General features: G+C 63.5%; 9 protein-coding genes. 5 read left to right on the top strand and 4 right to left on the bottom strand.

Annotated features, from left to right (window positions below; translation table 11 throughout):
* Positions 1-117 precede the first annotated feature (117 nt).
* Positions 118-1,227 carry a TRAP transporter substrate-binding protein gene (locus tag FJ527_RS03265; RefSeq protein WP_027142806.1) on the top strand — a complete coding sequence of 370 codons (1,110 nt, stop codon included), beginning with the start codon at positions 118-120 and terminating at the stop codon, positions 1,225-1,227.
* A 104-nt stretch (positions 1,228-1,331) separates the two neighbouring features.
* Here the strand turns inward: FJ527_RS03265 and FJ527_RS03260 are convergent, their stop codons facing one another.
* The 4 genes from FJ527_RS03260 to FJ527_RS03245 all read right to left on the bottom strand — a co-directional run bounded on the left by FJ527_RS03260 (position 1,332) and on the right by FJ527_RS03245 (position 5,831).
* Positions 1,332-2,360 carry a zinc-dependent alcohol dehydrogenase family protein gene (locus tag FJ527_RS03260; protein ID WP_140660063.1) on the bottom strand — a complete coding sequence of 343 codons (1,029 nt, stop codon included), beginning with the start codon at positions 2,358-2,360 and terminating at the stop codon, positions 1,332-1,334.
* A 13-nt stretch (positions 2,361-2,373) separates the two neighbouring features.
* Positions 2,374-4,161: a TRAP transporter large permease subunit gene (locus tag FJ527_RS03255; RefSeq protein ID WP_140821746.1), complete on the bottom strand. Its 1,788-nt coding sequence runs from the start codon at positions 4,159-4,161 to the stop codon at positions 2,374-2,376.
* Complete coding sequence (locus FJ527_RS03250; protein WP_140821650.1) at positions 4,161-4,745, bottom strand: TRAP transporter small permease subunit; 585 nt, start codon at positions 4,743-4,745, stop codon at positions 4,161-4,163. The genes FJ527_RS03255 and FJ527_RS03250 overlap by 1 nt, the downstream gene beginning before the upstream one ends.
* A 180-nt stretch (positions 4,746-4,925) precedes the next feature.
* A complete protein-coding gene (locus tag FJ527_RS03245) occupies positions 4,926-5,831 on the bottom strand; it encodes a branched-chain amino acid ABC transporter permease (protein WP_140821744.1) in 906 nt (301 codons plus the stop codon).
* A gap of 138 nt (positions 5,832-5,969) precedes the next feature.
* Between FJ527_RS03245 and FJ527_RS03240 the strand changes: the two genes are divergently transcribed.
* The 4 genes from FJ527_RS03240 (at position 5,970) to FJ527_RS03225 (ending at position 13,261) form a co-directional block, all read left to right on the top strand.
* A complete protein-coding gene (locus FJ527_RS03240; RefSeq protein WP_140821648.1) occupies positions 5,970-6,578 on the top strand; it encodes a CGNR zinc finger domain-containing protein in 609 nt (202 codons plus the stop codon).
* Positions 6,571-7,104: a hypothetical protein gene (locus FJ527_RS03235; RefSeq protein ID WP_224682979.1), complete on the top strand. Its 534-nt coding sequence runs from the start codon at positions 6,571-6,573 to the stop codon at positions 7,102-7,104. Before FJ527_RS03240 ends, FJ527_RS03235 begins: the two co-directional genes overlap by 8 nt.
* Before the next feature lie 217 nt (positions 7,105-7,321).
* Positions 7,322-10,807 (top strand): indolepyruvate ferredoxin oxidoreductase family protein, encoded by a 3,486-nt coding sequence (locus tag FJ527_RS03230; RefSeq protein ID WP_140821646.1) that lies wholly within the window; start codon positions 7,322-7,324, stop codon positions 10,805-10,807.
* A 138-nt stretch (positions 10,808-10,945) separates the two neighbouring features.
* Positions 10,946-13,261: an EAL domain-containing protein gene (locus tag FJ527_RS03225; protein WP_015314282.1), complete on the top strand. Its 2,316-nt coding sequence runs from the start codon at positions 10,946-10,948 to the stop codon at positions 13,259-13,261.
* The last annotated feature ends 383 nt before the right edge of the window (positions 13,262-13,644 follow it).

Raw genomic sequence — 13,644 nt, 5'->3', positions numbered from 1 at the left:
CAAATCCGGCCGGCGTGCTGGACTCGACTCCTTGCCCGTGTATTGTTTCGAGCGAACCGATGCGGGAGCCGAGGATTTCCCGAACGTCGGTTTGTTGGTCCAAAAGGGAGGAACTGCATGGATCGTCGTTCATTTATCCGCAAGGCCGGCGTCACCGGCGTCGGCGCAGCCGCAGCGGCGGCCACGCTCGCCGCACCGGCAATCGCCCAGTCCAACCCCAAGGTGACATGGCGATTGGCGTCGTCCTTCCCGAAGTCGCTCGACACCATCTATGGCGGGGCCGAAGTGTTCTCCAAGATGCTGTCGGAAGCCACCGACGGCAATTTCCAGATCCAGGTCTTTGCCGCGGGCGAGCTTGTTCCCGGCCTGCAGGCCGCCGACGCCACCACGGCCGGCACGGTCGAGGCCTGCCACACGGTGGCATATTATTACTGGGGCAAGGACCCGACATGGGCGCTGGGTGCGGCGGTGCCCTTTTCGCTCAACGCGCGCGGCATGAATGCATGGCACTACCATGGCGGCGGCATCGATCTGTTCAATGAGTTTCTCGCCACGCAAGGTCTGTTCGGCCTGCCGGGCGGCAACACCGGCGTGCAGATGGGCGGCTGGTTCCGCAAGGAGATCAACACCGTCGCCGACCTCTCCGGCCTCAAGATGCGCATTGGCGGCTTTGCCGGCAAAGTGGTGCAGAAGCTCGGCGTGGTGCCGCAGCAGATCGCCGGCGGCGACATCTACCCGGCGCTGGAAAAAGGCACCATCGACGCCGCCGAATGGGTCGGCCCCTATGACGACGAGAAGCTCGGCTTCTACAAGGTCGCGCCCTATTATTACTATCCCGGCTGGTGGGAAGGCGGCCCGACCGTCCACCTGATGTTCAACAAGGCGAAATACGACGAGCTTTCGCCGACCTACAAGTCGCTGCTGCGGACGTGCGCCCAGGCCGCGGACGCCAACATGCTGCAGAAATACGACTATGTGAACCCTCCGGCGGTGAAGCGGCTGGTGGCCGGCGGCGCCAAACTGCGCCCATTCAGCCAGGAGATCATGGCCGCCTGCTTCGAGAAGGCCAACGAGGTCTACGCCGAAATGGAAGCCTCGAACGCGCCGTTCAAGAAGATCTGGGAATCGATCAAGGGCTTCCGCAAGGAGCACTATCTCTGGGCGCAGGTGGCCGAATACAATTACGACACCTTCATGATGGTCCAGCAGCGCAACGGCAAGCTGTAGGCGATCGTACTTTGCTTTTCGAAAGCCTCGGGGCATTTTTGTTCCCCGGGGCTTTTCTTTGCTCGACGGCGACGGCAATTGCCAAATGCCGCGAAGCCTGAACCTCAGCCCATACCTGGCACCACCAGCACCTTCACTTCACCAGGAGCCGGCGGGTTGGCGATCACCCCTGGCGCCTCTTCGAGCGTGACTTGCCTGGAGATCAACCGATCGATCTCGATCACGCCCGACGCGATAAGCTCGGCGGCGCGGCTATGCGTGTAGGGATTGAGGAATGAGCCCACTACCTTGAGTTCGCGGAACAACAGGTCGAAGGGCTCGAATTCCACCTTCATGCCTTGCGGCGTCACGCCGACGATAACGACGGTGCCGCCCGCCCTTGCCAGCCTCATCGACTGCTCGACGGTCTCGCGCACACCGGCGCATTCGAACACCACGTCGGCGCCACCGGGCATCAGTCCGGCCGGACCGGCGATGGCCTCGATCACATCGGTGGCGGCGGGATCGACCGTCGCCGTCGCACCGAATTCGCTGGCAAGAGCGCGCCGCGAGGCTTGCCGTGTCGACAGGATGATGGTGGTGGCCCCGGCCAGCCGCGCCAGTTGCACGGTAAGCAGGCCGATGACGCCGCCGCCGAGCACGACCACCGAGCTGCCTGGCTTGATCTCGGCAAGGTCGACGCCGTGCAGGCAGCAGCCGAGCGGCTCGCAGAAAGCACCATGAGTTGGCTTCAGATTGGCGGGAAGGACAAAGGCCTGTTTCTGCGGAATCACCACATAGTCGGCAAAGCCGCCGTCGCGGTGGATGCCGATGGCGGTGAGATTGCCGCACAAATTGACGCGGCCGGCATGGCAATGGCCGCAGCGCCCGCAGGCGATGTTGGGGTCGCCGGTGACGCGGTCGCCGACGGCAAAGCCGGAGACGGCGGTGCCGATTGCCTCGACGATGCCGGAGAATTCGTGCCCGGGTGTCACTGGCGGCCTGCAGGGGAACTCGCCGTGGAAAAGATGCCGGTCGGTGCCGCAGACACCGCAGGCTTCGATCCGCACCAGGAGGTCGTCCGGGCCCGGGACCGGTTTGGCGATCTCGCGCAACGAGATGCTGCCCACTGCCTCCAACCGCACGGCTTTCATGGCATCGTTTCCATCAATTGAAGCTCGGCGGTTGCGACAGGTCCGGCGCGGGTGCAGCCGGCTTGGCCGGCGGCGCATCGCCGAAATTCGGGGGCTGCGACAGATCGGGCGTGCTGGGCGCCGTCGGTGCGGCGCCGCCATTGGCAGGCGCGCCGCCACCGTCCGGCGCGCCGAGCGGCGACAGGCTGGGCACCCCGGGCACCGTGTAGTCGATCGTGCCGGAATCGACGGCCGTGCCCTTGTAGCGCATCACCATTTGCGGGAAGGCGAGGGTCAGGCCGATCATGATCACCTGGATGCAGACGAATGGCACCGCGCCCCAATAGATCTGGCCCGTTGTCACCGGCGCGATCTGCTTGCCGGTCAGGCGATCGAGATAGGGCACGCGGGCAGCGACCGAGCGCAGGTAGAACAGCGCGAAGCCGAATGGTGGATGCATGAAGCTGGTCTGCATGTTGACGCCCAGGAGCACGCCGAACCAGATCAGGTCGATGCCGAGCTTGTCGGCCGCCGGCGCCAGCAGCGGCACGATGATGAAGGCCAGTTCGAAGAAATCGAGGAAGAAGGCGAGGAAGAAGACGAGCATGTTGACGCCGATCAGGAAGCCGACTTCGCCGCCCGGCAGCGAGGTCAAGAGATGCTCGACCCAGATCTGGCCGTTGACGCCGTAGAAGGTCAGCGAGAACACCCGCGCGCCGATCAGGATGAACAGCACGAAGGACGACAGCCGCGTCGTCGAGGCCAGCGCCTGCTTGATCACGTCCATCGACAGCCGGCCCTTCATTGCCGCCATCGCCAGCGCACCGACCGCGCCCATCGCGCCGCCCTCGGTTGGGGTGGCGATGCCGAGGAAGATGGTGCCCAGCACCAGGAAGATCAGCGCCAGCGGCGGGATCAGCACGATCACGACCTGCTGCGCCAGCCGCGACATCATGTTGATGTTCAGGCTGCGGTCGAGGATCGCGACGATGTAGATGAAGATGACGCCGACCGTCGCGCCGAGAATATCGGCGTTGTCGCCATGAGCGGGCACCAGGTAACGGTAGGCCGCATAGGCGATCGCAATGGCCGCTATCAACGCGATCAGCAACGACACCACGCCATGGCCGAGCGTCCGCGCCTCAAGCGGCAGGGCAGGCATCGACTTTGGCCGGACGATCGACATGATCACGATGTAGAGCGTGTATAGGCCGGTCAGCACCAGGCCGGGGATCAGGGCGCCGGCATACATGTCGCCGACAGAGCGGCCGAGCTGGTCGGCGAGAACGATCAGCACCAGCGACGGCGGAATGATCTGGGCGAGCGTGCCCGACGCCGCGATGACGCCGGATGCCACCCGGCGGTCATAACCATAGCGCAGCATGATCGGCAGCGAGATCAGTCCCATGGCGATGACGGACGCCGCCACCACGCCTGTGGTCGCCGCCAGCAGTGCGCCGACGAAGATCACCGCGTAGGCGAGGCCGCCTCGGACGGGTCCGAACAACTGGCCGATCGTGTCGAGCAGGTCTTCGGCCATGCCCGATCGTTCGAGCACGATGCCCATGAAGGTGAAGAACGGGATCGCCAGCAGCGTGTCGTTCGACATCACCCGGCTGCCGTAGAAATTGTCCGGCAGCGCATAGAGCAGCGGCCAGGCGAGATTGATCGCGCCGCCCGAATAGGGCGTCAGAAGCACGCCGATGAAGAAGAACATCAAGCCGTTGGCGGCGAGCGAAAAGGCGACGGGATAGCCGATCAGCATGAACAGGATCAGCGAGGCGAACATGATCGGCGCCATGTTCTGGGCGATGAACTCCATCACGAACGCACCTCTTCGGCGAGCGCCTTGGCTTCGAGTTCAGCCTGTTCGTGCACGGAAATGAATGGGTTGGGATCCTCAATGACGCCGCGCATGATGGCGATCTTCTTGATGATCTCGGAAATGCCCTGCAGCGCGAGCAGGAAAAAGCCGACCAGCAGGATCGCCTTGGCCGGCCACACGATCAGGCCGCCGGCGTTGGTCGACATCTCGCCGCTGTGAAACGACAGCGACACGTAGGGCACGAAATAGAACACCATCAGCGTCACGAACGGCATCAGAAAAAACACATGGCCGAAGAGGTCGATCCAGTGCTGCACGCGGCGTGAAAACAGGCCGTAGACGATGTCGATGCGGATATGCTCGTTCTGTTTCAGCGTGTAGGCGGCGGCCAGCATGAAGGCGGCGCCGAACAGGTACCATTGCAGCTCCAGCCAGGCGTTGGACGAGGTGTCGAACACCTTGCGGATGACCGCGTTGGCCGCACTCACCAGGATCGCCAGCAGGATCAGCCAGGATACCGATTTGCCGATGAACTCGTTTATACGATCGATCGTTCTGGATAGAGCGAGAAGCCCTGCCATGCATTCCTCCCTGATGCGGTGACGCGCGATCGCCCCTTTCGTCGCGCCGCCTGGCCCAACCGTATGCAGTGCGTGGTCCGGTTGGTCAACAAGGGGAGGACGGATGCAGGCCATCGGCGCTCCCGGCACGGTGGAAAACCGCGCCCTGACGAAACGTCATGCAACCAAAGTCTGGCGGGATCAGACGACCTTGCCGGTGTCGCGACCGGCGCCGATCAGGATCAGCATGGCAACCAGGAACAGATACATCCAGGCGTCGCGCCATTCGACCGGGAAATAGCCGGCCCACAGTGATTCGGCCATGCCGAAAGCGGCCGCGCCCAGCGCCGCCTTTGGCGGCGAGAGATAACCGCCGACCGCCGTCACGAACAGGATCTTCAGGCCGTAGACAAGGCCGGAACCGAAGCTGACATTGCCATAGTAGAGGCTGGCCATGATCCCGGCCAGCGCGGCGCAGAAGCCGCCGAACAGCACGGCACGCCGGAACACGCCGCGCACGTCGACGCCGCACAGCGCGGCGGCCCTGGGGTCGTCGGAGACGGCGCGCCAGCACCGGCCGAAGCTTGAGCGGGCAAATACCCAGGTGGCGAGGGCGACCGCCGCCACGACCACGGCGCAGTCGAGCACCTGGATCAGCGTCAGCGTCGCCTTGAACCCGGCGGCTTCGGCGAAAACGATGGGCTCGGCCAGCATCGGCGGCAGCCACAGATCATGCGTGTCGGCGGCGATGCGGCTTGCTTCCGACAGGACGAGCAGGATGCCGAGCGTCGTCACCACGATGGCGTTGGGCGAGCGGTCGGCCAACGGCTCGAAGACGCTGCGCGACAGGACATGGCTGATGAGCGCCGCATAGAGGAACGCCGCGAGGACGCCGAACAGCACCGAAGCCAGCAGCGTCAGCCACAGCACTTGGTAGCCGAAGGCGACGCTCAGGATCATCGCCTGGCCGCAAAAGGCAAACAGCGCCCCATAGGCAAGGTTGGTGCGGTGCAGAATGCCGTTGGTCAGCACGTAGCCGAAGGCGAGCAACGCATAGAGCGCGCCCGAATGCAGCCCGTTCAGCACCTGCTGGAAGAAGTAAAGCATGCTCGACAACACCAGAAGCATCCCGCCCAAAAGGGAATAGGACAAGCGCGGAGCGGACAAAGGCGGCGATACCCTGCGCCGAGGTTGCATCGTCGAATCTAACTTGTCAAACGCGATTTATCGGTTAGATTTCCGGAAATGACAGTTGCCTGGACTCCTCACCGCTTCACCGGCGGCCTGCTCGCGCTCGACACGGCGAACACCGTCGTGCTGCGCGGCGATCCGGAGCGCACATTCGACCGCTTCGACGATCCGGCCGAAATCGCCCGCTTCGCCGACGCGGCTAGCGGCTTTCGCGCCGCCGAGCTTGGCGGCAGGCGGCTGGCGGTGTCCTCGCCGGCGGCAATCGCGCCTGTCGTGCTGTCGATCCGCGAGACGACCGATAGGCTGTTTCGAGGCGCTGTGTCGAAAGGCGCGGTCGCCACCGCCGATCTGCCCGAATTCCTGCGGTCCTGCGCCGACGGCCTGGCCGCCGGCGGGACCGAGATCGGGGCGCAGGGACGGCCGTTCGGCGATCCGGCGACGCCGATCGCCTTCGAGGCGGCACTGGCGGTTTCGGCGCTTTCCCTGCTGCGTGACGACACCGTCGCGAGGCTCAGGATCTGTCCCAATTGCACCTGGCTGTTCGTCGACAGAAGCCGCAATTCCAGCCGCCTTTGGTGCGACATGGCGGTGTGCGGCAACAGGCAGAAGGCAAGCCGTCACTATCGCCGCCGCATGGCGGCCAATGAGGTCAGGAATGCCTAGAATTCTTTCCCGCTCGACGGTTGCTGGCGCGGCGCTGATCGCGGCGATGACGCTTGGCGCTTGCCGGGATACCGGCGGTGAAGGCAAGCTGTTTGAAGTTTCCGGCAAGATATTCGTCTTCAACTACCGCCTCGCCAGGGCGACCTATGTCGTGACGCTGAGACCCTTGCGGCCGATGGGCGAGGGTCAGGTGGCGGTTGCCAGTTTCCAGAACCCCGCCGGTGGCGATCCCTTCGTGGTCGAGCAGAAGATCTGGCCGAAGCTCGACAAGGTGAGCCTGGAAAGCCCGGCGCTGACCTGCGTTGTCAGGAACAAGCCCTATGCCATCGCCATCAGCATCAAGGGCGCCGATGGCGCGGTCCTGCAGGAGATCGACACCACGCTGATGTCGACGGAAGACCAGTCCATCCTGCCCGATCGGCCGCTGGTCATCGACCAGCTCTACACGGCCAATCCCGACCTCGTCGGTCATCCCGACGGCAAGCTGCCGGGCGAGCCGAAGCCGGACTGCTCGAAAGCCGGCTGACACCTTCCGACGGCATCGATTTCGGCTGGAATTTTCGTATGCCATCGCGCTGTCGGCGCACCGTTTCATACGTGATCCAGCGCCCGCCGAACTGCTTGTCGCGCGTTGGCCGGTCCTTTCGATTTTGTTTGACCTGCCTTGCAAGGGGAGAAAGGATGCGTCATCCGATCCCGACGTTGGCTGCTGCCCCGCGCGGCCTTCGCAGAGGAAATGCCTGATGACGCTGCATGATGTCGCGCTCGACGACAAGTTCGATCTTGGAAAGGAGCGCATCTTCCTGTCCGGCGCGCAGGCGGTCATTCGCATGCTCCTGATGCAGCGCGAGCGCGACCGCCGCGCCGGCCTGAACACGGCAGGCTTCGTCTCTGGCTATCGCGGGTCGCCGCTCGGTGGCCTCGACATGCAGCTGTGGAAGGCGAAAAAGCAGCTCGCCGGGGCCGACATCGTTTTCCAGCCCGGCCTCAACGAAGAGTTGGCCGCCACCGCCTGCTGGGGCTCGCAGCAGACGGAACTGCTGGGCGAGGGCAGCCATGATGGCGTTTTTTCGGTCTGGTACGGCAAGGGGCCGGGCGTCGATCGTTCGGGCGACGTGTTCCGCCACGCCAATCTCGCCGGCTCGTCCAGACATGGCGGCGTCCTTGCGCTCATGGGTGACGACCACATGGCCGAATCCTCGACCAATGCGCACGCCACGGAATTCCTCTTCGTCGACACCATGGTGCCGATCCTCAACCCGGCCGGTGTCCAGGAGATCATCGACTACGGCCTGTACGGCTTTGCCATGTCGCGCTTCGCCGGCACCTGGGCGGCGATCAAATGCGTCAAGGACAACATCGAATCGACGGCTTCGGTCGATGCCTCGCTCCAACGGTTGAACATCGTCGTCCCGGATTTCGACATGCCGCCGGGCGGCCTCAACATCCGCCACGAGATCGACATGCTCGGCCAGGAAGAACGGCTGCATGAGCACAAGCGTGCCGCTGCCTCCGCCTTCATCCATGCCAATGGGCTGAACAGGATCGTCTATTCGGGCGGCCACAATCCGAAACTCGGCATCATCACGCTGGGCAAGAGCTATCTCGATGTCCGCCAGGCGCTGGAGGATATCGGCATCGACGAGGCGGCCGCCAACCGCATCGGCGTGCGGCTGTTCAAGGTCGGCTGCCCCTGGCCGCTCGACCTGCAGCACATCGCCGACTTCGCGCGCGGTCTCGACACCATCGTCGTCGTCGAGGAGAAACGCTCGCTGATCGAGGTGCAACTGCGCGAAAGCCTTTATGGCACGGCCTCGCAGCCGGCCATCGTCGGCAAGAAGGACGAGCGCGGCGACTGGCTGTTTCCGGCCAAGGGGGCGCTCGACCCCAACGAGATCGCCATTGCGCTCGGCGAAAGAATCCTCAAGACCATCGGCCCATCCGAAGAGATTTCGGCCAGGGTAGCCAAGCTACGCCAGTTCCAGGCGATGCTGGCCGATGCCACCGACATCGGCTCGCGCACACCCTTCTTCTGTTCGGGCTGTCCGCACAATTCCTCGACCAAGGTGCCTGACGGCTCGATCGCCGCCGCCGGCATCGGCTGTCACTTCATGGCGCTGTGGATGGATCGCAACACCGTTGGCTTTACCGCCATGGGCGGCGAGGGGGCGCAATGGGTCGGCCAGGCGCCGTTCTCCAGGCGCGACCACATCTTCCAGAATCTCGGCGACGGCACCTACAACCATTCCGGCACGCTGGCGATCCGCTTCGCCCTCTCGAGCGAGGCCAACATCACCTACAAGATCCTCTACAACGACGCCGTCGCCATGACTGGGGGCCAGCCGCATGAGGGCGGGCTGACGGTGGACATGATTGCCAGGCAGGTGCGGGCAGAGGGCGTCGACCGCATCGCCATCGTCACCGACGAACCCGACAAATATGCGGGGAAGGCCGAATTCCCGGCCGGCGCCACTATCCACCACCGCGACGACCTCGACCTCGTCCAGCGCGAGCTGCGCGACGTCAAGGGCGTATCGATCCTGCTCTACGACCAGACCTGCGCCGCCGAAAAGCGCCGTCGTCGCAAGCGCGGCACCTTTCCCGATCCCGACAAGCGGGTATTTATCAACGAACTGGTCTGCGAAGGCTGCGGCGATTGCGGCGTGCAATCGAACTGCGTCTCGATCCAGCCGGTCGAGAGCGAATTCGGCCGCAAGCGCAAGATCGACCAGTCGAGCTGCAACAAGGATTTCTCCTGCGTCAACGGCTTCTGCCCGTCCTTCGTCACCGTGCACGGTGCCAAGATCCGCAAGGCCGAGGGCCTGGCCGGCGGGACCGACCCGCTTGAAGGCGTGCCCATGCCAGCCGAATTCCCGCTCGGCGTCGAGGGCTGGGCGGCGATCATCGATGGCGTCGGCGGCACCGGCGTCGTCACCGTCGGCGCCGTGCTCGGCATGGCGGCGCATCTGGAGGACAAGGGCTGCGGCATGATCGACATGGCCGGCCTCGCCCAGAAGGGTGGCTCGGTGTTCACCCATGTCCGCATCGCCCGCACGCCGGAGGACATCAATGCCATTCGCGTTTCGGCGGGAAAGGCCGACCTCGTGCTCGGCTGCGATCTCGTCGTGTCGGGCGCCAAGAAAGTGCTGACGGCGGTGCGCGAGGGGCATACGATCTTCCTCGCCAACACCGCCGAGATCATGCCGGGCGAATTTGCTCGATCGGCCGATTTCTCGCTGCCGATCGAGCGCCTGAAGAAGGCGATCCGCTCAGCGGCCGGTGACGACAAGGCGCATTTCTTCGACGCCACCCGCACCGCCACAGCCCTGTTCGGCAATTCGCTGGGCGCCAACATGTTCATGCTCGGCTTTGCCTTCCAGTACGGCGGTCTGCCGCTCTCGGCCGAAGCCGTCGAAAAGGCCATCGAATTGAATGGTGAAGCGGTGGCGATGAACATCGCTGCTTTCCGCTGGGGCCGCCGCGCCGCGCATCAGCCGGATTTCGTGCGCGGCCTCATCGCCCAGCCCGGCCCGACGATCGCCGGGAAGGCTGCTCCGGCCGCCGAGACACTCGACGATATCATCGCCCGCCGTGCCGCCTTCCTCACGGCCTATCAGAACGCTGCTTACGCTAAGCGCTACGCCGACAGGATATCGACGCTGCGAGGGTCAGAAACGAAGGCCGTGCCGGGTTCGACCGCCGTGACCGAAGCCGCCGCCAAAAGCCTGTTCAAGCTGATGGCGATCAAGGACGAATACGAGGTTGCGCGGCTTTATACCGACGGCTCCTTCGCCGCCGCGCTTGGCAAGCAGTTCCAGAGCTACGAGAAACTTGAATTCCATCTCGCCCCGCCGATCATGGGACGTCGCGGCAATGACGGCAAACCTAGGAAATCGAGCTTCGGCCCTTGGATGATGAAAGGCTTTCGCCTGCTGGCCGCGATGAAGGGCCTGCGCGGCACGGCCTTCGACCTGTTCGGCTACACCGCCGAGCGGCGCATGGAGCGGCAATTGCTGGCGCAGTACGAGGCCGATCTACAGCTCGTGGCCAGCTCGCTGGCGCCGGGCAAGATCGAGGCCGCGGTAGCCCTGGTCTCGGTCCCGGCGCTGATCCGCGGCTATGGCCATGTCCGGCAGGCAAGCGCCGAAAAGGCGGCGGGCGAGCGCTCCAGACTGCTCCAGCGACTGACCCAAATCATGCCGGTACCGGTTCTCAGTGCCGCTGAGTGATTTCTCCACCCATGCCTGAAGCCTGCTGCAAGGTTCCTCTTGCCGAGGCGGGTCGGCCGAAGCTGTAGCTTAAGCCCTCTGTCTAAGCCTTTCTTAAGGCGGTTGTGGCATGACAAGGCTTAGCGTTGGGCCGATCATATGGGCAAAACAAAGACCGAAAGCATCCCCGCGGATGTCTATATCCAATTTGTGCGGTCGTTGTTCGACAACGCGCACATGTTGGTGATCGGTGGCGCGTGCTACTGGATCCTCGGATTCATGATTTATCTGCGCACGCAAAATCCGTTGTTTCTGGCCTTTTCTTTTATTCTACTGCCGATCAGCCTTCTGCGTTATTTCGGTATTCGCAGCTTCCTGAAGACGGGCGGCGTGATTGCCGACGTCGAACACGCACACCGATTGGAGCGCAGTTACATCCTCAAGGGCTGCTTGCAGGGCCTCGGATTGGGTGCGCTTTGCTTCGTGTCGATCTATGTGTATCCCGACCCATTCGCCGAACTGGCGGCAATGTCGCTGACCCTGGCGACCTTGGTCACGGTTGTCGCCCGTAATTACGGGTCTCCGCGCATGGTGCGGATTTTTTCTGTAACCTTCATCGGTCCGGCGGCGCTAGCGCTCCTGCTGCGTCTGGATGCCCCGTCCGTCGTCCTCGGTCTGATGATCTTCCCGATGACGTTCATTACCATCAACAGCGCCGACCATGTTCGCAATGTGCTGTTTTCGGCGGTCATCGGCCACAAGCAGGCGAAAAGCATAACGCGCAAGTTCGACCGCGCGCTCAACACCATGTCGCACGGCCTGGTCATGCTCGGCCCTGATGGGCGCGTCGCGGTCGCCAATGCCGAGGCCGCCCACCTGATGTCGCTGAAATCGGCCGACGCGCTGCTCGGGCGTTCCATCCACGGGCTTCTGATGCGCGGCGTCGCCGGCGGCATGCTGGCGCCGAAGGACTGCCGCTACGTCGAGGCGCAGCTGACGCGCGCGCTGCGCGAGGGCAGGGACCGCAAGGTTCTTGTTTCGCTCGCCAACGGCCAGCATTACGAATTCTCCGCGCGCGAAGGCAGCCAGGAACTCGGCGTGATCACCTTCGAGGATGTCACGGCGCGCGTCGAAGCGGAGGAAAAGATCCGCTTCATGGCGCGCTACGACAATCTCACCGGCCTCCCCAACCGCGCCTACTTCCATGAACTGGTCGGCGAGCTGATGGCCTCCGGCGACCGCGATCGCCTGTGCGGCCTCGCCGTGATCGACCTCGACGATTTCAAGAGCGTCAACGACACGCTCGGCCATCCCGTCGGCGACGGGCTGATCTACGCCGTGGCCGACCGGCTGGCGGCCATCGCCGGGCAAGGCCTTACCGTCAGCCGCTTCGGTGGCGACGAGTTCATGCTTTTCTTCGACCGCATCGATGACGAAAGCCATCTGGAGAGCCTGCTCGACCAGATTTTCGCCGAGTTGCAGGGAGAGGTCGACGTGGCGGGCCACGGGTTGCGGATCCAGGCCAGCGCCGGCGCGGTGCTGTCCAAGGTCGGCGGAACCGATGTCGACGCCATGATCGTCAAGGCCGACCTGGCGCTCTACAAGGCCAAGGAACTTGGCAAGAACGGGTGGCGGCTGTTCGAGGCGGCGATGGATGCCGCATTCCGCAATCGCCAGCTGATGAAGGCGGATCTGCGCAGCGCCGTGGAAGGCAGGGAACTGCGGGTCGTCTACCAGCCCATCGTGGCGATGAACACCATGCGCATCGCCAGCTGCGAGGCGCTCTGCCGCTGGGACCATCCCGATCTCGGACCGATTTCGCCTGGCATCTTCATTCCCCTGGCCGAGGAGATGGGCATCATTTCCGAGATCAGCACCTTTGTGCTGCATGCAGCTTGCACTGAATGCGCCAAATGGCCTGACCAGACCAGCGTCTCGGTCAATCTCTCGGCGAGGGATTTCCGCAGCCGCGACGTCATCCAAAAGGTGCGCGATGCGTTGGCTAACTCCGGCCTCGATGCTAGCCGCCTGGAGATCGAAGTCACGGAAACCGCGCTGCTCGACGACAAATCCCTGACCCGCCAGTATATCGAGGAACTGAAGCAGCTTGGCGTCCGCATCGCTCTCGACGATTTCGGCACCGGCTATTCAAGCCTGAGCTATCTCCACAAGCTTCCGCTCGACAAGATCAAGATCGACCGGTCGTTCGTGATGGACGTCACCCACAATCCGCGCTCGCTCGAGCTGTTGAAAGGCGTCGTCGACCTGACTCGTGTCCTGGGGCTCACCGTCACCATCGAAGGCGTGGAAACATTCGAGCAGCTTAAGGTCCTCATGCATTCGGTGAAGCCGGATCTTGTCCAAGGCTTCCTGTTCGGCGCGGCGCTCAGCGCGTCGGGCATCGAAACGATGTCGAACGTCACCTGGCCGTTTGCCGCGGATCTGCGTCTCGCCGCCAAGCGCACAGTCGGCTAGCTTTCGTCGCAAATTCTGCCAATCGAAGTTGATAAAGCGCGTGCTTGGGTCGTGCGGTTGGTGCGAACCAGAATATTTTTATCGGCGGCGAACAAATCCAACCAAGACGCGCAGTAGTTTTGGCCGATTTTGAAGAAGCGAAAAGGTTTGACCGGATCGACGCATCTGTCGAAGCGGAACGCTCCAGTGCTTTTCGCGCCCGAGTCTGCAGCGCGCCCTTCATGAGAATGAAGCCTTGGACTAGAACATCCAAGCTGCCCCTTCAGCAACCACTCCGCAGCCAAGGACCTCCGGCTGTTAAGGTTAACAAGTGGTAAACCAACGGGATCCAATTTTCGGCTTGTGTCTCATTTCAACTCGAATAGCCTGTTCAAAGGCGGATA

Origin of the sequence: Mesorhizobium sp. B2-4-18, from assembly GCF_006441385.1 — a bacterium.
GTDB classification, from domain to species: domain Bacteria; phylum Pseudomonadota; class Alphaproteobacteria; order Rhizobiales; family Rhizobiaceae; genus Mesorhizobium; species Mesorhizobium australicum.
This window is presented reverse-complemented; position numbering and strand designations above follow the sequence as displayed.

Coding starts and splice junctions, on each gene's coding strand:
- FJ527_RS03265 (WP_027142806.1), top strand. CDS start 118: ATGGATCGTCGTTCATTTATCCGCAAGGCCGGCGTCACCGGCGTCGGC.
- FJ527_RS03260 (WP_140660063.1), bottom strand. CDS start 2,360: ATGAAAGCCGTGCGGTTGGAGGCAGTGGGCAGCATCTCGTTGCGCGAG.
- FJ527_RS03255 (WP_140821746.1), bottom strand. CDS start 4,161: ATGGAGTTCATCGCCCAGAACATGGCGCCGATCATGTTCGCCTCGCTG.
- FJ527_RS03250 (WP_140821650.1), bottom strand. CDS start 4,745: ATGGCAGGGCTTCTCGCTCTATCCAGAACGATCGATCGTATAAACGAG.
- FJ527_RS03245 (WP_140821744.1), bottom strand. CDS start 5,831: ATGCTTTACTTCTTCCAGCAGGTGCTGAACGGGCTGCATTCGGGCGCG.
- FJ527_RS03240 (WP_140821648.1), top strand. CDS start 5,970: ATGACAGTTGCCTGGACTCCTCACCGCTTCACCGGCGGCCTGCTCGCG.
- FJ527_RS03235 (WP_224682979.1), top strand. CDS start 6,571: ATGCCTAGAATTCTTTCCCGCTCGACGGTTGCTGGCGCGGCGCTGATC.
- FJ527_RS03230 (WP_140821646.1), top strand. CDS start 7,322: ATGACGCTGCATGATGTCGCGCTCGACGACAAGTTCGATCTTGGAAAG.
- FJ527_RS03225 (WP_015314282.1), top strand. CDS start 10,946: ATGGGCAAAACAAAGACCGAAAGCATCCCCGCGGATGTCTATATCCAA.